The organism is Pseudomonas syringae, assembly GCF_002157375.1.
Lineage (GTDB): Bacteria > Pseudomonadota > Gammaproteobacteria > Pseudomonadales > Pseudomonadaceae > Aquipseudomonas > Aquipseudomonas syringae_T.
The window spans coordinates 1-21200 of sequence record NZ_MTSA01000023.1; the positions used below are offsets into that span (position 1 = coordinate 1).

The 21200-nt window shown below is 58.1% G+C and carries 22 protein-coding genes; 13 read left to right on the plus strand and 9 right to left on the minus strand.

Annotated elements, in window-relative coordinates:
* Nucleotides 1-202 precede the first annotated feature (202 nt).
* Both BW686_RS23200 and BW686_RS23205 read right to left on the minus strand, forming a co-directional pair.
* A complete protein-coding gene (locus tag BW686_RS23200; protein WP_084919899.1) occupies nucleotides 203-1213 on the minus strand; it encodes an AI-2E family transporter in 1011 nt (336 codons plus the stop codon).
* A gap of 188 nt (nucleotides 1214-1401) precedes the next feature.
* Nucleotides 1402-1692: a PsiF family protein gene (locus BW686_RS23205; RefSeq protein ID WP_084919995.1), complete on the minus strand. Its 291-nt coding sequence runs from the start codon at nucleotides 1690-1692 to the stop codon at nucleotides 1402-1404.
* Between the two features lie 152 nt (nucleotides 1693-1844).
* Here BW686_RS23205 and BW686_RS23210 point away from each other — a divergent pair, with 152 nt between their 5' ends.
* Entirely contained in the window at nucleotides 1845-2726 is an 882-nt protein-coding gene (locus BW686_RS23210; RefSeq protein WP_084919902.1) for a DMT family transporter, read from the plus strand.
* Here BW686_RS23210 and BW686_RS23215 read toward each other — a convergent pair.
* Nucleotides 2723-2956: a hypothetical protein gene (locus BW686_RS23215; RefSeq protein WP_084919904.1), complete on the minus strand. Its 234-nt coding sequence runs from the start codon at nucleotides 2954-2956 to the stop codon at nucleotides 2723-2725. The two genes, BW686_RS23210 and BW686_RS23215, sit on opposite strands and share 4 nt — an antisense overlap.
* Before the next feature lie 312 nt (nucleotides 2957-3268).
* On the opposite strand from BW686_RS23215, the gene osmE reads away from it, so the two are divergent.
* From osmE to BW686_RS23230, 3 genes are all read left to right on the plus strand, one after another.
* Nucleotides 3269-3607 (plus strand): osmotically-inducible lipoprotein OsmE, encoded by a 339-nt coding sequence (gene osmE, locus BW686_RS23220; protein WP_084919907.1) that lies wholly within the window; start codon nucleotides 3269-3271, stop codon nucleotides 3605-3607.
* Between the two features lie 204 nt (nucleotides 3608-3811).
* On the plus strand, nucleotides 3812-4300 hold the full coding sequence (locus BW686_RS23225) for an Hcp family type VI secretion system effector (protein WP_084919910.1): 489 nt from the start codon (nucleotides 3812-3814) through the stop codon (nucleotides 4298-4300).
* Between the two features lie 9 nt (nucleotides 4301-4309).
* A complete protein-coding gene (locus tag BW686_RS23230) occupies nucleotides 4310-5287 on the plus strand; it encodes a hypothetical protein (RefSeq protein ID WP_084919997.1) in 978 nt (325 codons plus the stop codon).
* 643 nt (nucleotides 5288-5930) lie between these two features.
* On the opposite strand, the gene BW686_RS27710 is transcribed toward BW686_RS23230, so the two are convergent.
* Nucleotides 5931-6017: a hypothetical protein gene (locus tag BW686_RS27710; RefSeq protein ID WP_441344152.1), complete on the minus strand. Its 87-nt coding sequence runs from the start codon at nucleotides 6015-6017 to the stop codon at nucleotides 5931-5933.
* Nucleotides 6018-6229: 212 nt separating this feature from the next.
* On the opposite strand from BW686_RS27710, the gene BW686_RS23245 reads away from it, so the two are divergent.
* Nucleotides 6230-6769: a ferritin-like domain-containing protein gene (locus BW686_RS23245; protein WP_084920000.1), complete on the plus strand. Its 540-nt coding sequence runs from the start codon at nucleotides 6230-6232 to the stop codon at nucleotides 6767-6769.
* Nucleotides 6770-6834: 65 nt separating this feature from the next.
* On the opposite strand, the gene BW686_RS23250 is transcribed toward BW686_RS23245, so the two are convergent.
* The 3 genes from BW686_RS23250 to BW686_RS23260 form a co-directional block, all read right to left on the minus strand.
* Entirely contained in the window at nucleotides 6835-7764 is a 930-nt protein-coding gene (locus BW686_RS23250) for an NAD-dependent epimerase/dehydratase family protein (protein WP_084919915.1), read from the minus strand.
* Complete coding sequence (locus tag BW686_RS23255; RefSeq protein WP_084919917.1) at nucleotides 7757-8641, minus strand: sugar nucleotide-binding protein; 885 nt, start codon at nucleotides 8639-8641, stop codon at nucleotides 7757-7759. The genes BW686_RS23250 and BW686_RS23255 overlap by 8 nt, the downstream gene beginning before the upstream one ends.
* Nucleotides 8642-8784: 143 nt before the next feature.
* Entirely contained in the window at nucleotides 8785-11037 is a 2253-nt protein-coding gene (locus tag BW686_RS23260) for a mechanosensitive ion channel family protein (RefSeq protein WP_084919920.1), read from the minus strand.
* 288 nt (nucleotides 11038-11325) lie between these two features.
* Here BW686_RS23260 and BW686_RS23265 point away from each other — a divergent pair, with 288 nt between their 5' ends.
* The gene (locus tag BW686_RS23265) at nucleotides 11326-12144 is read left to right on the plus strand and encodes an alpha/beta fold hydrolase (protein ID WP_084919923.1); all 819 of its coding nucleotides are present in this window, start codon (nucleotides 11326-11328) and stop codon (nucleotides 12142-12144) included.
* Nucleotides 12145-12207: 63 nt separating this feature from the next.
* On the opposite strand, the gene BW686_RS23270 is transcribed toward BW686_RS23265, so the two are convergent.
* Complete coding sequence (locus BW686_RS23270; protein WP_084919926.1) at nucleotides 12208-13056, minus strand: ureidoglycolate lyase; 849 nt, start codon at nucleotides 13054-13056, stop codon at nucleotides 12208-12210.
* A gap of 332 nt (nucleotides 13057-13388) precedes the next feature.
* Here BW686_RS23270 and BW686_RS23275 point away from each other — a divergent pair, with 332 nt between their 5' ends.
* From BW686_RS23275 to BW686_RS23305, 7 genes are all read left to right on the plus strand, one after another.
* Nucleotides 13389-14201, plus strand: a complete 813-nt coding sequence (locus BW686_RS23275) for an energy transducer TonB (protein WP_084919929.1) — start codon at nucleotides 13389-13391, stop codon at nucleotides 14199-14201.
* 10 nt (nucleotides 14202-14211) lie between these two features.
* A complete protein-coding gene (locus tag BW686_RS23280) occupies nucleotides 14212-14904 on the plus strand; it encodes a MotA/TolQ/ExbB proton channel family protein (protein WP_084919933.1) in 693 nt (230 codons plus the stop codon).
* 1 nt (nucleotide 14905) lies between these two features.
* On the plus strand, nucleotides 14906-15310 hold the full coding sequence (locus tag BW686_RS23285) for an ExbD/TolR family protein (RefSeq protein WP_084919936.1): 405 nt from the start codon (nucleotides 14906-14908) through the stop codon (nucleotides 15308-15310).
* 72 nt (nucleotides 15311-15382) lie between these two features.
* On the plus strand, nucleotides 15383-17689 hold the full coding sequence (locus tag BW686_RS23290) for a TonB-dependent receptor (RefSeq protein WP_084919938.1): 2307 nt from the start codon (nucleotides 15383-15385) through the stop codon (nucleotides 17687-17689).
* A 234-nt stretch (nucleotides 17690-17923) separates the two neighbouring features.
* Nucleotides 17924-18163, plus strand: coding sequence for a hypothetical protein (locus tag BW686_RS23295; RefSeq protein WP_024646152.1), 240 nt, complete (start codon nucleotides 17924-17926; stop codon nucleotides 18161-18163).
* 45 nt (nucleotides 18164-18208) lie between these two features.
* A complete protein-coding gene (locus tag BW686_RS23300; RefSeq protein ID WP_084919940.1) occupies nucleotides 18209-18646 on the plus strand; it encodes a DUF3592 domain-containing protein in 438 nt (145 codons plus the stop codon).
* A 296-nt stretch (nucleotides 18647-18942) separates the two neighbouring features.
* A complete protein-coding gene (locus tag BW686_RS23305) occupies nucleotides 18943-19743 on the plus strand; it encodes a DUF3800 domain-containing protein (protein ID WP_084919943.1) in 801 nt (266 codons plus the stop codon).
* Nucleotides 19744-19945: 202 nt separating this feature from the next.
* Here BW686_RS23305 and BW686_RS23310 read toward each other — a convergent pair whose 3' ends face one another.
* The gene (locus BW686_RS23310; protein ID WP_084919945.1) at nucleotides 19946-21076 is read right to left on the minus strand and encodes an ROK family transcriptional regulator; all 1131 of its coding nucleotides are present in this window, start codon (nucleotides 21074-21076) and stop codon (nucleotides 19946-19948) included.
* Between the last annotated feature and the right edge of the window lie 124 nt (nucleotides 21077-21200).

Genomic DNA, 21200 nt, shown 5'->3' on the forward strand with positions numbered 1-21200 from the left:
TCGGACGCAGAGCGTCCAGAACGGCATGCCCACGCGGAGCATGGGCACGATAGGTGTTCTTCCAATCGACTCTCGTTCCTCACGCTCCAGCGTGGGAATGCCTTGCGTGACGCTCCGCGTCACAGATCCTCGCCACGCCGTAAACCGAAGACCGGACGCGGAGCGTCGATAGACCCTCAAACCCGTCAGTGTTGCACGCACCTTAAACCAGCCCTTCCTTCTGCAGCTCACTCTTCAGATACGCGTAGTAAATCGGCCCTGCCACGACGCCTGGCAGGCCGAAGGCGGCTTCGAACAGCAGCATCGCCAGCAGCAACTCCCACGACTTGGCATTGATCTGCCCGCCGACGATTCGCGCATTGAGGAAGTATTCGACCTTGTGGATAACGATCAGGTAGCCCAGCGCGGCCAGCGCGACCCAGATCGAGATCGACATGCCGACAATGAAGATCAGCGTGTTGGACATCAGGTTGCCCACCACCGGCAACAGGCCGAGCAGAAAGGTCATGATGATCAGGGTTTTGGTCAACGGCAGGTGAATCCCGCACAGCGGCAGCACAATGGCCAGAAACACCGAAGTAAACGCGGTGTTGAGCAGGGAAATCTTGATCTGGGCAAACACGATATTGCGAAACGCACGACTGAGCAGATACAGGCGGTCAAACAGCGCGGCGGCCAGGGGCTTGCGCACATGGTCGGCGGAAATACGCTGCAAGGCGATGATTGCGCCTAGTACCATACCGATCAGCATGGTGACGAACATATGTGCAGCACCCTTGCCGATCAGTTGCAGCTCACCCACATGCTTCTGCAGCCACAGCCCGAGGGAGACCCGGAACTCCGCCGCGCTGGCAGGCAAATACGCATCAATGAACGGCGGCAACTGACCACGGGCGCGGTCTACAAGGACCATGAACTTGTCCAGCGACGCGCCCGGATTCTCGGCCTCATGCAACACAAAGCTGATGACACCCGCAAATATCAGCGTCAGCAGGCTGACGACAACGGTGCCCAGCAGCGCCACGGCCAGCCAGCGGGCGCGTTCGCCCGAGATAAGCCGCTGCAACTTGGGCGTCAGCATGTTGACCAGCTCAAACACCAACAGACCGGCCAACAGGCTGGGCAACAACTTGAAAGGCAACACCAATAACAGGCCGCCAAACACAAGGATCCAGCTGGCTATTAACACCTGACGCGCAGAAAACGTTGGCATAGACCCTCAAAGGGCGACACAAGGAAGGAGGGCAGTCTGCCAGCCTTCTCAGCCGAGAACCAGTGATGCGAAAGGCGTAAAAAGTGCGGCGCAATCATCAGTCCGATGATCGGCTCGATATCCGCGCGAAAGTGCAGTGTTTACTGACCCCGCGCGGACAAAAGGCAACAACGACCTGCGCCGGAAAATTATTTCTTCTTGAGACAATCGCTCATGAAGCTTTTGCGAGCATCGCCCTTGAGGGCTTCGGCACTGGCCGTCGCATTACAGGTTTTCATCTTTTCCTGCTGCGTGGCAGCCGGAGGCGGCGCGGCTTTCAGGCACGTGCTCATGAATGCCTTGCGCTCGTCACCCTTGAGCGACCTGGCGCTGGCGTCAGCATTACAGGTGGTCATTTTGTTCTGCTGCGCGGTGGCAGCAAAACCCTGGGCAGAACACATCAGGCCAACAAGCAACAAAGGGATACCGAACTTGTTCATTGATCGACGCTCCACGTCCGCTGCGCCGGACGGCACAGGCTCGGAATCAGTGTAGTCAGCCATTGCACCGCATGACGGGCCACTGCGTATTGCCGCTGGTCTTTGCGACAAACAAGCGGATAATTACCCCTCGCACTCATGATGATTCCCCCATGCAATACGCTTTCCCGCTGATCACCGTGCTTATCTGGGCGATCAATACGGCTGTCACCAAGGCTTCATCCGGGGTGATCTTCCCGGCTGAAATAGGCTTTTACCGCTGGGCGCTCGCCGGACTGCTGTTCACCCCGTTCATGCTCAGGCCCGTCTGGGCCAACCGTGCCGCGATCAAACCGGTGCTGGGGAAAATTTTCATCCTCGCCGTACTGGGCACTGCGCTTTATCAAAGCCTGGCGTACTTCGCTGCCGGCCTGACCACCGCCACCAATATGGGGATCATTCAGTCGCTGGTGCCCATGATGGCGCTCGGGTTGTCCATCGCCTTTCTGGGCACACGGCTGACCTCTGGCGCGCTGTCGGGAGCCATTCTGTCATTCGCAGGCGTCGTGGTCGTGGTCTCGGCGGGCAATCCGGCTCAGTTGATCGAGCATGGCGTCAACCGTGGGGATGCAATGGTGCTGGTGGCAGCGGCGTCCTATGCGATTTACAGCACGCTGCTGAAAAAGTGGCAACTGCGGCTCCCGCCCCTGCACTTGCTGTATGTGCAAATTCTGCTGGCGATTATCGTGCTGCTGCCGCCCTTCATGTTGTCGCCAAAGGCAGGCTTGAACGCGAGCAATATTCCGATGGTGCTGTACGCAGCCATTCCCACCTCCATGCTCGCGCCCTGGCTGTGGATGAAATCGATCATGCGCCTGGGGCCCAGCCGCACGACGTTGTTCTTCAACCTGATGCCCATCGCCACGGCCTTGATTGCCGCGGCGACATTGGGCGAACAGCTGGCGCTCTATCACCTCGCCGGTGGAGCGCTGACCCTGTGCGGGGTCATCCTCGCGGAACGCTGGACGACTCCGCTGCGTTCAAAGCCGGATTAGGCAGTCGCGCTGCCGTCACTGCCCTCCAGGCTATGAATCGACACATCGGTGATGCCGGCCGCGTGAGGCATACCGGTTTCGCCACCTGGCAGCTCGTCCAGCTCCACATGATGCTTGAGCGCCAGCTCGTGAACCACTTCGATAATGGGCACGTCCAGATTCTCGATAACGTCTACGTGGTGCTCGCCGAGCAAGGTGTACTCGATCTCATACAGTTCTTTATCGCTCATCGCATCTTCCTGGCCGTCACTGAGGATCGGCTGATTAACGAACTACGGTCTGACAACCCTACCGATGACCGAGCCTAGGCCGAACTGAAACGCTCGGCCATGCCATCAGATTGACCTCAGTGTTTGATGAACGTGCCAGCGATTATCGGGCGTTGCACTTTTTTGCCGCGGCCGGGGCATTCCGCTTCAAGAAAGCATCACTGCGCCTACAAAATGCTGCCTCATCGCCATCTTTTTTTCGAACTCTCACACCCCTTCCCTGCTCCAAGGCATACCGGGCCAAGACCGGCTCTGACATGTGGAGCAATAACGATGTACAAAAAAATCCTCGCAGCGACCTTTGTATTGGCAACGATGGCTGGCTGCAGCAACACAACCGTGCAGAACCCGGTGGACTACGTCACTTATCGCAACGAACCGCTGGTCAAGCAGGTCGAAAACGGCATGACCCGTCAGCAGGTGCTGACCATCGGCGGCGAGCCTTCGACCACGTTTGAGCGTAAGGTCAACCCAGGCACTTGCAACAACTACGTGCTGTACAAAGACGGTCATAAACAGGTCTACCACGTCAGCTTCAACAGCGACGGCCGCGTGACCAACAAAGGTTTCATGACCTGCGAACAGCGCGAGAAGAACGAAAAAGCGATGTAAGCGTTTAATAAAATCACCGTATAAAAGCTCGACGCCTTCTGCGTCGGGCTTTTACGTGCTTGATATATAACCAGTAAACTCACGATTAGACATTGCGTTTCAAATTGCCCGTTGCGCCTTGAAACACGCATAAAAATTTGGTGTCATGGCCACTCACTGACACATGCTCACACTGCACCCACAGATTACCAAGGAGAGGTAAATATGGCTTTCGACGCCTTTATTCAGATCGCCGACATCCCGGGCGAGGCGCTGGACGAGAAGTACAGCCAGTGGATCGAAATCACCGGTTATAACTTTGGCGTCAACCAAAGCACTTCCGCCACCGCCAGTTCCTCGGGCGGCGCTTCATCCGGTCGTACCACCATGACCCACTTCACGTTCACCAAGTACCTCGACAGCGCCAGTTGCAAGCTCATGGAGGCCAGCTGCGCAGGTCAGCACCTTAAGGAAGTCAAGCTGGTACTCTGCCGCGCAGGCACAGACAAGCTCAAATACTATGAAGTGGTGCTTGAGGAAGTCATCATCGCCGACTACACACAGAGCGCGAGTTCCGGCATCCCTGTCGAAATCGTACAGCTCAATTACGGCCGCATCAAAACCACCTACACCCTGCAGAAACGTGTCGATGGCACAGCAGGTGGTAACGTGGCCGGCGGTTGGGACCGGATCAATAATAAAAAGTACTCGTGAGGCATGACCATGGCCGAAGCACGATCGTTCATCAACCCTAGAACACAGACTTTTGACTCTCTGAAAACGAACCTTGCGCTGCCAAAGAACAGCAAGGCCAAGTTCGTCGCCCTCAATTCCCACATCTCGGGCGGCGTCGTCCTGCCCGGCGAGATGGTTATCGTCGGCGACGCGTCCACCCCCTCGTCCACTGCTCAGGAAGCTTTCCTGATGGCCAAGGCTGCACAGGTGCATACGGCTTTGCTGGTCAATGGCACTGGTGGGGATGACTTTTTTCTTGAGAATTTTGAGCTGCTGCAGCGAGCGATATCTTTCACGTCGATAGGCATAGGCGCCGGAAGTGATGCTTGGAGCACGCATCTAAAATCTATCAAAGAATCGCTTCAAAACATCGAGACGCTGTACCAGCAACATATGGGTTCTGGCACCATGACCCAGCGAGATGCCTTCTATGTCAAGCGAACAGAGCTGTTCATGAAGCTTGACAAACAACTAGGTAATTTTCTGGCCTATGGATCAGGACTGCGCAAAGAGGGCTCGATCAAAAGGATGCTTGGGCTCTCAACCAGCAGCTATATGCATACCGGAGAAATCGCGGGATACGCTGACAAGGTATCTGGCGTGGCCAACGCCGCCAAGTGGATCAAAAGAGGAACGTATATCGGGACTGCGCTTGAAGTGGGCTCCACTGGGCTATCGATTCACAAGGCGTGTGCGGTAGGTCGCGAGGAACAATGCCGTAAAGCGAAGTACGTGGAGGGTAGCGCTCTAGTGGGGAGTTTGGGTGGAGCGAGCTTGGGCGGGGTACTCGGAGGCGGTGCGGGCACCTTTACCTGCGCACTTGTACTAGGCGTGGCAACAGGTGGACCAGGTGCGTTAGTTTGCGCAGTGGTCGGCGCAGCCGCCGGCGGATACGTTTTGGGAGAAGTGGGTAAGGCTCGCGGAGAAGTCATCGGCGAGTACATATATAATGAGGTGAGCGAGTGACTAATATAGAGCCGGGTCTATTAGGCATCGCTATATTTTTACCAATGATCTTTAGTTTGCTCGTCATCGCTTATGTCGCGCACACTCACGTAGACAGAATCGAAGCGCAGCTATCAAAGTCTTCATTTGTCTCAACAAACCGGAAAGCACTGTCCGCAGGCGGCTTACCTGGAAAGCTCATACGCATCAGCTCTATTGCTTTTCTATTGGTATTCCCTGCTCTCTCCGCCCGTAGAGGCTTGGCCGACGCTGATGAACTAAACCGGTTCCCCTCCAACCTGAAAAGAGCGTTACTGATACCGTGGACAGCCCTACTGATATGTGCAGTCGCGCTAATCATTCTTTAGTCTGATCCTGAGAAAACAGGGGCTTATGGATGTGGAGGAAGTGAAAGGTTTTCCCGAAAAATGAAGTACCTGATCTTTGTTCCGCGGACGACGCAAATTGTAAGAGTGATAGCGCTAATCTGGTTCACTCGGTGGGTCGTTCCCCGAGCCTGATGTCCAGAGGTGAGCGCGTTGTGAGTAACGCCACGGCAGTAGTCTTCACTTTTGCCTGACTCGTTTCCGGGGATGAAACGAGTACGCCGCGCCCCGAAGAACCCTCCAGAGCGCAGCATCAAGGCCAACCAACAGGTTGACGCTTAGAAAACCAGCTTGAACAGGGCGATAACCACGACCAGGCCGATCAGAAAGATGATGCCGACGGTGCTTCCCAGGAATTTAAGCATTGTATGTATCTCCACGAATTTATTTGGGTCTCTTGCTTGGGACCGCGCCAGTTCGCGCTCGTTTCTTATATTTTTACATTTAGTCACATCCGTCCTTGCCAGCGAAAATCCGATAAAACTTTCCGGCTCCGTCGTACTCACAATCCTTGCTGATCTTGCCGGGCAACACACAGAGCGAGACACCAAAACCTGATGAGTCCTGGAGATAAATGATGAATTCTGCACCACAGTCACAGCTATCCGATGTCCAAACCCTGCGCCAGCGTGCGCGCCAGAACGTTGAGAATGGTGCGGTCACTGAAGGCTACAGCGCCGACCGCGAGACCGTGCTGCGCCTGCTGAACGAGTCGCTGGCGACCGAGCTGGTCTGCGTGCTGCGCTACAAGCGCCACTACTACATGGCGTCCGGCCTGAAGGCCAGCGTTGCTGCGGAAGAGTTTTTGGAGCATGCCACCCAGGAAGCCGAGCACGCCGACAAACTGGCCGAGCGTATCGTGCAGTTGGGCGGCGAGCCGGAGTTCAACCCGGACCTGCTGTCGAAGAACTCTCATGCACAGTACGTTGCAGGCAACACACTGAAGGAAATGGTCTACGAGGACCTGGTCGCCGAGCGCATTGCGGTCGACAGCTATCGCGAGATCATTCAGTACATCGGTGACAGCGATCCGACAACCCGTCGCATCTTCGAAGAAATCCTTGCTCAGGAAGAAGAGCACGCCGACGACATGGCGGACATTCTCGAAGGCCTGTAACCCGCGTCAGAAAGCAAAAAGCCAGGGCCTGTGTCCTGGCTTTTTTGTGGGCGAATAGCGTGGGGTCACTTCCCCATCAACAGCTCAAGCCCTCGGTGCAAGGGGGTCGGCTCGTCCATCGTGAAGTGTTCCAGCAAACGCTGGTTACTGGCGCGGGAATGCTTGATGTCTCCCGAGCGCGGCGCTTGATAGGTGACATGCGGCGGTGTGCCGACGACGTCTGAAAGCGCCGACAACAATTCATTGAGCGAAGTGGTTCTGTTCAGGCCCACATTGATGGCGTCTTCAATGGCGTCTTCTCGCGACAAGGCTTGCAGCAGCAGCTTGAGCAAGTCACCCACGTAAAAGAAATCACGTGTCTGCTCGCCATCGCCAAACACGACAATCGGCATGCCCTTCTGGAGACGTTCGGCAAAGATGCTGATCACGCCGGAATACGGCGAAGACGGATCCTGGCGTGGCCCGAAGATATTGAAGAAGCGAAAGATCACCGGTTCCAGACCGTGCTGGCGCCGGTAGAAGTCCAGATAGAACTCGCTGGCCAGCTTGTCCGACGCGTAAGGGGTCAGCGGCGCTTTGGTGGTGTCTTCAGTGATGGCCTCGCCTTCACCGTTGTTGCCATAGACCGCCGCGCTGGAGGCGAAGATCACGCGTTTGATGCCGGCTTCGCGCATCGCTTCGCAGACATTCAGCGTACCGATGAAGTTGCTTTGATGGGTGCGCACCGGGTCGTCTACCGACGCTTGCACCGAGGCGACCGCGGCGAGGTGTACGACCGCCTGGCAACCCAGCGCCACGCGTTTGACCAGCTCGGCATCGGCCACGTCGCCTTCGATCAGCTCGACCCCGGGATTGTCGAGCGGCAGATTGCTGCGCTTGCCGGCCGAGAGGTTGTCGAGGATACGCACGCGGTGCCCGCTGGCAAGCAACGCGTCGGTCAGGTGCGAGCCGATGAAGCCCGCGCCGCCAGTGATCAGAACAGGTGCATCAGACATGTCGATAATACCGATCCAGCAGGCTTGGCAAGCCGGCCCGCCAGGCGCGGGGCTTGATGCCGAAAGTGTGGAGAATTTTCTTGCAGGCGAGCACCGCGTGTTGCGGCTCCTCGGCGGCGTCGGGTCGCGCGGCATGGGCCTGCGCGGTAGGCGATTCGATAGCCAGCGGGTGTGACAGACGCGCTTCTGTGAGCACCGCCTGCCCTAGCGCCAGCGGCGTGGTCGCCTCGTGCCCGGCGTAGTGGTATGTCCCCCACAGCGGTGCCTCGCAATCGAGTTGTTTGACGACCGAGATGAGCACCCGTGCCGCATCGTCGACGGGCGTCGGATTGCCACGTCTGTCATCGGCCAGTAACAATTCGCCGGGCTCTTTGGCGCGCGACAGAAAGCGCCCCAACACGCCGTCGGCGCTGTCATCCAGCAGCCAGCCAAAACGCACCAGCACATGTTGCGGGCAGGTCGCGCGCACGCTTTGTTCGATACGCCACAGCGCCTGGCCACGCAGCCCCAAAGGCACGGGCTCGTCTTTTTCGCTGTAGGCCGTTGCACGCGAACCATCAAACACGCGGTAGCTGGAAGGCTGGACCAACGTGATGTTGTGGTGCTGACACAACTCGGCCAGACGCTCTACAGAGCGTTCCTGGTGAGTCAGACGCGCTTCACTCACGGTCTCCGCCTGGAACCAGTCGAAGTAGTAAGCAAGGTTGATCAGGGCATCGGGACGGGTGTCGTCGAGCAGTTGCGTGAGGCTCGCCACGTCCCAGCCGTCTTGCGGGGGACGTGGTGCGAGGAAGCCAATATCTTCCTCGGCACCCAGACGAATCAGCGCCTGCCCGAGGGCATTCCCGCCGCCCAACAGCATAAGGCGCATTCGCATAGAGTCAGCAGGCTCGGAATCAGGTAATCAAACGAACAATTGAAAAACGCCTGCAAACATAACACGTTGGCTGCCAACCCCCAACAGTTGAGCAGCCTGGCTGGGGCGATGACGCTACAACCAGGCGTTGCAGCGACCCGACATCACGCATTGCCCTTGGGCAGACTGAGGGGTGCCGACGGGGTGGCGGCAGCCGGGTCCGTTGGCGCTGGCGGTCCTTCGGCCTCGGTGCCGACCTGCGGATTATTGAAGCCCGGCCCCATGACCATCTGTGGATAAGTCTGCGCGAAACGCACGTTGGGGTTTTTATCCACAAGCCGCTTGAGGCGCTCGTTGAACGCGCGCCCGACCGCGTATTGCCCGCCTGACGAGGTACGGAATTGCGCGGTCAGTACCACGCCGTTCAGGTCCATGCGATCAACACCGAAGACTTCAAGCGGGCCTTGCAGGTTGTGCTTGAGCAGGATGTCATCACTGATCGACTGGCCGGTTTCGCGGATCAGCGCCAGTGCGTCATCGATATCCGAGTCGTAAGTGAACTGCACGGAGAAGAACGCGTAGGCGAATTGCCGTGACTGGTTGGTGACCGCCTTGATCTGCCCGAACGGCACCGAATGGACGAAGCCCTTGCCGTCACGCAGGCGCACGGTACGAATGGTCAGGCTCTCTACCGACCCGGAATGGCCCGTACTGAGCACCACCCAGTCGCCGACCGAGAAGGTGTCCTCGATAATGATGAACAGGCCGGTGATCACGTCCTGCACCAATTGTTGCGAGCCGAAACCGATGGCCAGACCGACCACACCGGCACCCGCCAGCAGCGGCGCAACATTGATCCCCAGGTTGGCCATTGTGGTGATTGCGCAGATCACCACCAGAATGATCTTCACCGCATTACGCAGCAGCGGCAGGATGGTCTTGATTCGCGTGCTGGGCTGACGGCCGCTGCGAAGATTGACCGGCGGCTTGAGGGCTTCCTGGATCGCGGTGTCCAGCACCACCCACAACAGCCAGGTGACCACAAATATCAGCCCGATGCTGCTTAGCGAGTCGCTGATCACACGGCCCAGCGTGTTGCGTTGGGCGAACTCGAACATCGAGAACCCCCAGATACGGCCCAGCACTTCGATGAACGTGATCGCGAGCGCGATGCGCAACACCGCATACACCAGGCTCAGCAAGCGCGCCTTGTACACATGCCCGCCGCGCCCAAGGGATTCGGCGGGTTTGAACAGGTGCTGGAACACCGTGCTCAGAAACACCGTGGCAATCAGCAAAATGGTGGTGAACAGCGCGCAGCGCAGCGCTTCCTGGCTGTCCTCGCCAGCCCCGATCAGGTTGATCGCCGAGACCAGGATCATCAACAGAATCGGCAGGTGCCACAGGTTCGAGAATATCTTCAGCGACTGTTGCAGCGCTGGCCGTTGCAAGCGACTGCTTAACGACCGATTGCGAATCAGGTGCGCCACCGGGCGGCGTACCTTGATGATCAACATGCAGAACACCACCGACGCAAACAGCCCGGTGAACACCGCAACGCTGGTGGTGACGTTACTGCCCAGTTGACGGGCGATTTGCGGGCTGGTCAGTGCATCGCTCAGCGCTGCCAGAAAGCCCACCACGAATAACGGCTTCGGCGAGTAGCGGCGAATCATACGCACTGCGGCACGCTTGTGGCCGGAGTTGAACATCACGATCACGCAGAGCAGCACCGACGTGGAGACGATGCCACTGCTGGTGGCGTAGGCGAAGCAGAGCGCCAACGCCCGGCCGACCGAGGACGGCATGAAGTGGCTGACATACAGGGTCAGCGGCAGGCAGATAATCGCTGGCAAGGTGAACGGCATTACATATTTGAGCAATGCCTGACTGCGCGCTCGAACCTGCATGAACGGTGTTCGGCACAAGCGAACGGCGAGAAAACGGCCCAGCGTGGTCAGGACCGCAAACGATCCGATCCACACGAACGACAACGCAAGGAAATCCCCCACCACGCTCCAGGGCGAACGCGTGGTGCGTTTGTTGACCAGCTTTTCCAGCTCGTCAGCCGCACGGTCGGCGCGCAATCGCCAGGCGTCGAACAGGTTGTCATCCAGATTGAGCTTTTCCTGAACGTCATCAATGCTGGTGCTGATTGCACCCAGCAAACCGCCCTGCACCAGCAGCTCTGCAGCCGGGTCATCGGTGGCGGGTTCTGCTGCTGCGTCCGTCTTGTCGGCGGCCTTGTCATCCGCTTTTTTGTCCGCTGCCTTGCTATCGGCCTTGTCCGCCGCCTTGTCGTCAGCGGGCACCGCAGCGCCCATTGGCAGCGCGGGAACATCGGCGGCCTGGAGATTGAAGCTGCCTGCGAATAACAACAGACCCGACAGGATCAAGATTTTCAGCTGAGACGCCACGCAGTTCTCCTTCGATGATCAAGTGCAGGGAGGTTCAAACCCAAGGAACTGATTCCTGTTTGCCCGGCAAGTTCGTTTTGCACAGGGAAATACAATGAGCCGATGTTTCAGCGGGTTTCTCTGTTGCAGCGATCAAGCGAGGCCTCTCGGGCGGTCGGACTGAACTATGCATCAGGCCAAATGCCGGAAATGATCAGGGGCATGATAACCGTATGCGCGCAATCCATATGCTCGGCTAGCGTGAAACCTGATTGGCAAGCCAAACCATCTGACACGAGAGGAATCTGCATGAGCACCTTCAAGACCAAAGATGGCACCGAGATCTATTACAAGGACTGGGGCACGGGCAAGCCTGTGCTGTTCAGTCACGGCTGGCCGCTGGATGCGGACATGTGGGAATACCAGATGCAGCACCTCAGCAGCAACGGCTATCGCACCATCGCCTTTGACCGCCGTGGTTTCGGCCGTTCGAGCCAGCCGTGGACGGGCTACGATTACGACACGTTTGCCGACGATATTGCAGAGCTGATCGAACACCTTGATCTGCGTGACGTGACGCTGGTCGGTTTTTCAATGGGCGGCGGCGACGTGACGCGCTACATCGCCCGTCATGGCAGCGAGCGCGTTGCCAAACTGGCGCTGCTCGGGTCGGTGACACCGTTTTTCCTCAAGACCGAAGACAACCCCGAAGGCGTCGATCAGTCGGTATTCGACGGCATCAAGGACGGTTTGCTCAAAGACCGTGCGCAATTCATCAGTGACTTTGCGACACCGTTCTATGGCCTGAACAAAGGTCAGAACGTTTCCGAGGGTGTTCAGACTCAGACCCTGAACATCGCCCTGCTCGCCTCGCTTAAAGGCACGCTCGATTGCGTTACCGCGTTTTCTGCAACCGACTTCCGCCCGGACATGGCGAAAATCGATGTGCCGACCCTGGTGATTCATGGCGACGGCGATCAGGTGGTGCCGTTCGAGGCCTCGGGCAAGCGGGCGGCCGAGATGATCAAGGGCGCTGAGCTGAAGGTTTATCCGGGCGCTCCGCATGGCTTTGCCGTGACTCATGCGCAGCAACTGAACGAAGACTTGCTGGCGTTTCTCAAGGGCTGATGCTCTCGTGGAACCGGGAGTTGATGGCCGACTCCCGTTCCCTTCAGAATCACTTCTACAAAATCAATCGGCCTGAACGGTCAACTGATTTTGCTCGCCCAACCCCGCGATGCCCAACCGCATGCGTTGCCCCGCTCGCAGGAACACAGGCTCGGGCTTTACGCCCAGCCCGACACCCGGCGGCGTGCCTGTTGAAATGACATCCCCCGGTTGCAGGCTCATGCAACGGCTTAAATAAGCGATCAGCTGCGGCACCGTGAAAATCAGCGTGCGGGTGTTGCCCTGCTGGTAGCGATGGCCGTCTACCTCAAGCCACAGGTCGAGTGAGTGAGGGTCGGTGATCTCGTCACGCGTCACCAGCCAGGGACCCAGCGGGCCGAACGTGTCAAAGCCCTTGCCCTTGTCCCATGTGCCACCGCGCTCAAGCTGCCACTCACGCTCGGACACATCGTTGATGACGCAATAACCGGCGACATGCTCCATTGCACTGGCTTCGTCGATGTTACGCCCGCCCTTGCCTATCACCACGCCCAGCTCCACTTCCCAATCGGTCTTGAGCGAGCCACGCGGAATTTCGACGTTATCGTTCGGGCCGCAAATAGCACTGGTCCATTTGTTGAAGATAATGGGTTCCTTCGGCGCTTCCATATTGGATTCAGCGGCATGGTCAGCGTAATTCAAGCCAATGCAGATGAACTTGCCGACCTGCCCGACGCAGGCACCGATGCGCGGCTTGCCCGGCACCCGCGGCAGGCTCGCGGGATCGAGCGCAGCCAGACTGGCAAGACTGGCCGGGCTCAACGCATCGCCTGCAACATCCTTGATGTGCGCGGACAGATCACGGACATGGTTTTCGTCATCCAGCAGACCGGGTTTCTCCGAGCCTTTTTCACCGTAACGTAACAGTTTCATCAAGTTCTCCTGTTGCTGTCGAAGCTGCGAAAGCGGATTCAGAGTGCGCGGCGATGCGCATTCGCAGTGAAGGTAAATTCACTGTTCTCGGACAAATAGCATTGCGGCACATGCACTGACCAATGAAATCGGCAGTCATTGACATTGGCCAGCCGTTCGATTAACCGCACCTCCAAGGGTTGCCATCGAAGAGGCGTCGAGCGAAAGAAAAACAGGATCAGACGTGGCCGGTCATAATTAATACACACAGTGAGTATTAATATCCTCACCAGCTGAAACGAGCCTTGCGTCACGCCGCCTGGTTCGTACTCTTTCGATGGTGAGCTGATCTCATGTCAACGCTGATATTGCACCGCCGACTACCACCGCCTGAGCATCGCCCGTGGCCTGAGCCGCCTGCCGGGGTGCGCGTTGTGGCGCCCTCGTCGCTGTTCGTACCACCTCGTGACAGCGTCATCTCTAACGCATGGCCGAGCAGTGCGTTGGCGATATCGGTGGCGGTCGGGCTGCATGCGGCGCTGGCGTTCTGTTTGTGGGCGGGCCACCCGCAAGCGCCCGAACCGACCCCGCCCATGCCGATCACTGTGCAGTGGATGCCACCCCCGGTAACCCCGCCAACCGCACAACCGACGCCGCAGCCACCCGAGCCAGCGCCTCAACCAGAAGCTCAACCGCCAGCGCCATTGCCCAAGGCTGCTCCCGCCGAGCCAAAACCCGCCGAGACGCCCAGGCCCAAGGCACAGGCCCGGTCCGTCCCGGTAAAAACACGGGCGAAAACCGTAGCGCAGGCTCCCTCGACAGCACCGACAACGCCCGCTCCGATGCCCGTTGCAACGCCTGCTCCCGCGCCCGCGCAGACCACTACTGCGCCCATCGGGCGAGCGGGTTACCTGAATAACCCGCCACCGGTCTACCCGCCCGCTGCCGCCCGCCGGCATCAAGAAGGCACGACGCTGTTGCGCGTTCATGTGCTGCCCGACGGACACGCCGATCAGGTGCAAGTGCAGCAAACCAGTGGCGTCCCGGCGCTGGATGAAGCCGCGCAGGCTGCCGTTCGGCAATGGACCTTTATTCCCGCCAAACGCGGCGCTACCCCGGTTGAAGGCTGGGTCAACGTGCCCCTGGCTTTCAAACTCGCACCTTGAGGCTTACGTCATGAACACCGCTTACGCCGTACTCATTACCCAGACTTCGATGATCCTGCTGGTGATTTTCTCGCTGGCCACCTGGGCGCTGCTGCTGGGCAAGACGTTCCAGCACTGGCGACTGGCCCGCCAGAACCGACGCTACGCCACGCAGTTCTGGGCCGCGCGCGACCTGCAAAAGGCGCTGCAGATGCCCAACGGCGAAGGCAGCCTGGCACGCTTGACCGATGCGGGCGCGCACGCTCTCGCCGCGCCCCATGACTCGCCCGACCTCGGCCACAGCTGGAACCGTCAGGATTTGCTGGAGCGCAGCCTGCGCCAGCAGATCCACAAGGAACGACGTCACCTGGAGAGCGGCATGATTCTGCTCGCCTCGATCGGCAGCACCGCGCCCTTCATCGGCCTGTTCGGCACCGTGTTCGGGATCATTCATGCGCTTACCGCAATCAGCCAGGCCAAGTCAGCCAGCATCGCGGTGGTCGCCGGGCCGATTGGTGAAGCGCTGGTCGCGACCGGTGTCGGTATCGCTGTCGCGGTGCCCGCCGTGCTGGCTTACAACTTTTTCGGGCGCCGCATGAAGCTGGTGATCGCGGACCTGGACGAGTTTGCCGTGGACTTTCTCAACCTCTCGCAACGCAACGCCTTCCGGCTGCAACCCGATAATCGCGACAAGGCAGCCCCCAATCTGAAAGGAGTGATCTGACATGTCCTTTTCCACTTCCAACGATGACGCTGCTATCAGCGACATCAACATCACGCCGCTGGTGGACGTGATGCTGGTGCTGTTGGTGACGTTCATTGTCACAGCGCCGCTGCTCACTAACGCCATCCCGCTGGACCTGCCGCAAACCGTCGCCACCACCTCCCTGGACCAGGCCAGCCCGGTGGTCGTGAGTGTCGACGCCACGGGCGGTGTGTTCATCGACAGCGAAGCAACGTCGCTGGAGCAACTGCCGGGCGCTTTGCAAAACCTGCACGACAAGAACCCGGACGTCGCGGTCAGCCTGCGTGCCGATCAGGCAACGGGCTATGGACGGGTGGCTCAGGTGCTGGCCTATGTGCAGAAAGCCGGAATCAGTCGCCTGTCAGTTATCACCGAAAGCCCCTGAAACAAAATCAACCGTCCCACTCAATGACACACGCCGCCAGCGCGGCCCCCTGACGCCCCAGGAAAACTTTTCATGAACAATCGATCGATACCGCGCGTCTCTCGATTTCCGGTAACGCGTCTCGCGCTGCTGATTTCATTGAACTCCATGTGCCTGATCAGCCCGTTCATTCAGGCTGACGACAACGTGCCCGCACCTGTCACGCCGTCCACCCGCGAAGACGCTGCGGCCACGACGCTGGGCACCGTTTCGGTGATCGGTCAGGGCGAAACGCGTCAGGTGCAGCGCGTCACGCAAAAAGACGTGAAAGCGTATTCCGCAGGCACCAGCCCGCTGAAAGTCCTGCAACGCTTGCCGGGGGTGAACTTCCAGTCCGGCGACCCGCTGGGCCGCGAAGAAGGCAGCCAGCGCATCAGCCTGCGCGGCTTCGACATGCACCACCTGGGTTACACACTGGACGGCGTCACCCTCGGCAACATGAGCTTCGGCAACTTCAATGGCCTGAGCATTACCCGAGCGATCATTGCGGAGAACATCGCGGCCAGCGAAGTGGCGCCCGGCATCGGTTCGCTGGGCACGGCGTCAAACAGTGACCTGGGCGGCACCATCCAGTTCACCAGCTCCAACCCGGATAAAGCGTTTGGTGCGCAACTGTCACAGACCTTGGGCAGCTACGACACCTCACGCACATTCATGCGCGTCGACACGGGCGAGTACAACGGTCTGTCCGCTTACGTGTCAGGGGAAAAGTACGACGCCGATGCCTGGAAAGGCCACGACAATCCGCAAAAGTCCGACGCTGTGAACGCCAAGGTCAATTACGACTTCGGCGACAACCGCGTGAGTTTTTTTCACAGCACCTCGTCTCACGACGAAGCCAACCTGCCGAACCTGTCGCAAAGCATCATTCAGCGCCTGGGTTACAACTGGAGTTACTACACACCGGACTGGCCCCGTGCAGTCAATGCGGCCAACGGCATTTATACCGGCGGCGTCACCAGCGCGGGCGATGCCACCTACAACGCCAGCAGCCTGCGTGATGACGAACTGGACATCCTCAACGGCAACTTCTCGCTGACCGATGACCTGGTGCTGGACGCCACCGTCTATCACCATCACGACTCAGGCCGGGGTAACTCCTATTACCCGTTCATCTACACCAGTGGCTCGACAACGGTGCCGAGCAATTCGATTCGTAGCACGGTGTACGGCATTGACCGAACCGGTTTCCAGAGTTCGCTGACCTACTTCCTGGGCCAGCACGAAATTCAGGGCGGGTTCTGGATTCAGTCCAACAAGAACGACATTGCCCGCTACCTGTTCGACACCACCAACGCCACGCCGCAAAACCACATTGTCAAAACCAACGGCCTGCCGCTGGCGGCCACGGTGCTGGACCAGAGTTACAACGACCTGACCCGGCAATTCTATTTGCGTGACACCTACACCCTGCTCGATGACCGCCTAAAACTTGAGTTCGGTGCCAAAAACACCGTCACCACGTCAACCGCTGAAGGCAAAGGTGGCGGTTATGCCAGCGGCTCACTGGAGGCGCGGGACAGGTTCCTGCCGCAAGTGGGCGCGACCTACAAACTGGATGGGGACGATGAAGTCTTCACCTCGTATTCGGAAAATATGGCGGCATTCCCGAGTGGCGGCTACAGCCCGCTCTTCACGACGCAGACCGCCGTAGATGCGCAGAACGGTTTCAAAGACCTGAAGCCCGAAACCTCAAAAACCGTCGAACTGGGCCTGCGTCGCAGCACCAAACTGTATTCCGCCTCCGCCGCCCTCTACACCACTAAATTCGACAACCGTCTGGTGGCGATCACCAACTGCACCGGCATCGTCATCTGCCAGAACGGCGTGGCCAACGTCGGCTCGGTCACCAGCCGCGGCCTGGAACTCTCGTTCGGCCTGACGCCCGACGAACACTGGCGCTGGTCCAACTCGATGTCCTATAACCGCAGCACCTACGATGATGACTACGCCAGCGGCGGCAGCACCGTTCACGTGAAAGGCAAGACCGTCGTAGACTCGCCAAAACTCATGTATTCAAGCAACCTGGACTGGAACTGGGAACACTGGAACGCCGGCCTTCAAGGCAACTACGTCAGTAAGCGCTATTACACCTACACCAACGACTCCAGCGTCAGCGGCTACTGGCTGGCGAACGCCAACCTTGGGTACGAGTTCGGCAAACTCGGCGCCCTCAAAGACACCACGGTATCGCTGAACATGGTCAACCTGTTCGACAAACGCTACATCTCCACCCTCAACACCGACGCCAGCGCGGCCACCGACCCTTCCGGCAATTTGCAGATTCTCCAGGTAGGAACGCCACGCAGCGCGTTTGTGACGCTGGGGGTTAAGCTGTAATTATTGCTAATGGTGGACGGGCGAAGGATCGTTCGATCCGCCATGCACATTGAGTCACGTTGCGCGACTCACTCCTGTGGTGGCCATGCTCTTATGGGAACGAGCTTGCTCACGAAGGCAATCTTCCAGTCGATGCACAGCCAGCGTTGGCTGCTAGCGCTCATGGCGACGAATAGCGCACCGTGCGGCATACTCTGCACCTATGTATAGCGCCGACCTTTATCTGGACATCACATGACACCCAACGCAGAACTCTACAACCCGTCCACCGAATACGCCGACAAACTGATCTCGCGCATTGGCCAGACCCCCTCATGGATCGCCAAGCGCATCGGCGTGACGGACAAACGCATCCGCTACATCCTTGATGGCGAAAGGACCGTGAAGGGCGAGACCACGCCGATTCAGATGACGTACACCGAGCAGTTCGCGCTGGAGTGTCTGGTGGCTGAAGCGGTAGCGCTGAGGAGATAGGGGTTTTGTGGCGGCTGTGTTTATGGACAACGCAAGGGATCTGCCATGACTAAGACACCTTCCTCTGGCCGAGGAGATTTGCTCCGCGCACTGACTTTTATTCCGCTGGGCCTGTGTCTTCTTTGCCTTGCGGTTTGGCTGGTCGACAATCGGCTTGGCTTTCTGGCCCAGGCGCAACGCGCCGAAGGGCATGTCAGCGCCCTGAACGCAGGCGGCAGCCATCCACAAATTGATTTCATCGACGCTACGGGCAAAGCGATCAGCTACCCCGAGAGCGGGTTTATATTCGGTTACGCAGTGGGCGACTCAGTGACGGTGTTTTACCGCACCGAAGCATCCTCCCACACCGCGATCATTGGAGATCGTGGCGCGCTATGGGGTGCGAGCCTGCTGGCGGGCCTGCTCGCAATCGTGTTCACCGCAGGGGGCGCCTACCGCATGGCCGCATGGATTCGTCGGCGCCAAGCGACGCGGCCCCTATAAGGACACTCTCACATGCAATTCCATTAGCGGTGACTGAGAGTGGCTGGCGCTACAAGACTGCCCGCACTCTTTAGACGCGTAATCCAGCCAGTTAATCTGTTCGCACAACGCCTGCTCAAGTAAGGACATTATTTGAAGAGCGCGCTTCTGCCAGAGGCGGGCTGCTCATTTACTAAAAGGGTTTGGCGTATCGATCATCGGTTGTGGCTGCGAATGGAACACTGGATCACCTGATCCAGCCCACCGAAGGGATGATGCAACCATGAGATGATCGGTTTCTGCCATAGAGAGTTGCCATGCACATAATAATCGATGACACCTACAGCTCACAAAAAATACCAGGTTCAACCTACGTGACCGGGGATCGACGGACCCATGTGGCCGTTGCCATTCCAGATGACCAAGTCCTGTACCTGCGAACAGAAATGCGCAGTTGCCTGGAATACCTGCAGCGAAACCATAAGATTCAAGCCAATGAGTTTCACTTTGTAGATATTTATAATCGGAACGGCCCTTGGAAAAGTCTAGTCAACAAGGAAAACCTGGGAATTTTTGATTTTTTTGCGTCTATTTATGAAAAATATAATTGGAAGGTACATATACAAACCGTCGACGACCGCACACTCAGCGATCATCCCTCCCTTCAAACTGAGGGCATCATTGATGGACTGGACATTTCCAAACGCTCCGATTTATCGCTTTTTCTTCTGCTCGTACGGCTTAAGAGTCTCTACACCATTGAAAAGCACGGTCAGCTAACACTCATTGTGGATAACCGCACTGCCGGAGAGCAAGGAAAACCCGTTGGACACGGTCTTTTTTCTGGCGCGGGGCGATCATTTAAAGGCTCTTTCGAGTCTTCTGAGAGAGAGCCACTTCTGCAGATCGCAGACTTCATCGCCTTTTGTATTAATAGATCTACGCACCTTGGCCTTAAATCCAGCCGAACAGAAACAGACTATGCGTTTCTCGAGTTGATCGCTGACATGAACATTAACTGTGATGACCTCCAGAAAGTTAAGCTAAAGAAAGGATTTTCCACATCAGATGTTGATGAGCATCATCGGTTGGACAGGGTCTCGAAAGGATTAGAGTAACGTGGAGGGCCAGGCAGCGCTGCGTAGGGGAGCGCTGCTCGAAACGATATCGTTTGAGCTCAAGTTCGTGAGGTCTCGACTATTACTTCGAGTCCGAGACTCGAAAGCTGAATAGCATGGGTTGACCTGTCCGCTGAGACACAACGTCGGGGGCGGGACAGGGATAACCATCGCGGCGATCAGCCGAATGCAACCATCAACATCAAACAAAAAACCGTTCCTTCAACGGCACCAACGCCGCGCCAATGGCCGCCGCGTCCCCGTAGGTCTCACTCAGCAGTAACTGAGGCCTTGGCGGTGGCGAGTGATAACGATGGGTACCCCAGAAGGTTGTCGCAGCGATGAGGCGTCTTCCTAACTCAGGCGGTAATTGCCCGCCAAACACCACAGCCTGTGGATCGAACAGCCCGGCCAGTGCATTGACCAGGCGATCCAGCGTTGGCTGGATTCGCTTTAGCCAGTTATCCACACCCGGCCAGTCGGGGTCGAAGCGCGCGCGCAGGTCTTCGATGGAATCCACCTGTATGCCGTTCTGGTGCAATTCATCCAGCAGATAGCGCAAGGCCGGCCGGTTTATCGATTCTTCGTCGTTGTAAAGGGTGATCTCGCCTGCGTTGCCGTGGCTGCCGAAATACGGTTTGCCGTTAATGACCACGCCTGCGCCAAAACCGAAGTTGAACGACAGGTAAATGAAGTTGCTGGCCCAGGCGCCGACGCCCACCAGGCTTTCGCCGATGGCTGCGGTGGTGGCGTTGTTCTCCAGCCAGACCGGCATGCCGAAGCGTTCTTCGAGGACGGGTTGTAAATCCATCAGTGACCAGTCGCGCAGCGGCTCGGGCGCGTTGACCTGACGGTTGTGCAGGAAAAACCCGGCGATGGCGAAGCCTATTCCGATCACCCTGTCCGCCTCGATGCCATTGCGTTGCAGGATGCGCTCGATGGTTTTCTCCAGCGAATCCAGCGTGCTGTTGCGGCTTAACGGCGGCGTGCGCAAGGTGACTTGCTCCAGCACGTTGCAGCCCAGGTCGGCGACGCAGACCACGGCCGAGTCCGTGTTGATCGAGACGCCGATGGCATAGACCGCCTCATTGACGAGTTCGATACGCGGACTGGGCTGGCCTCGGCCATTTTTCACGCGCTCGCCACTGCGCAGCAGTCCGCGGCTGATCAATTCTTCGATCAGCCGGTGAACCGACTGCTGCGCCAGGTCCATTTCGGTCGAGACCGAAGCGCGAGTGATCGCGCCTCGCCGACGCAGGATATCCAGCAATTTGCGTTCATTGAGGCTCAACGGGGAGCGTGTGAGCGGCGGCGTTTGGAGGTCGAGAGGCATGGAGTCAACACGTCAGAAGAGGATGAAAGCAGTCGGCGTGTGGAGCAGTGTATCGCTCGTCGTCGATTGCACACTTCAATCATGAAAATTTAATAAAGGTCCCACAGGTCACAAATACTACACA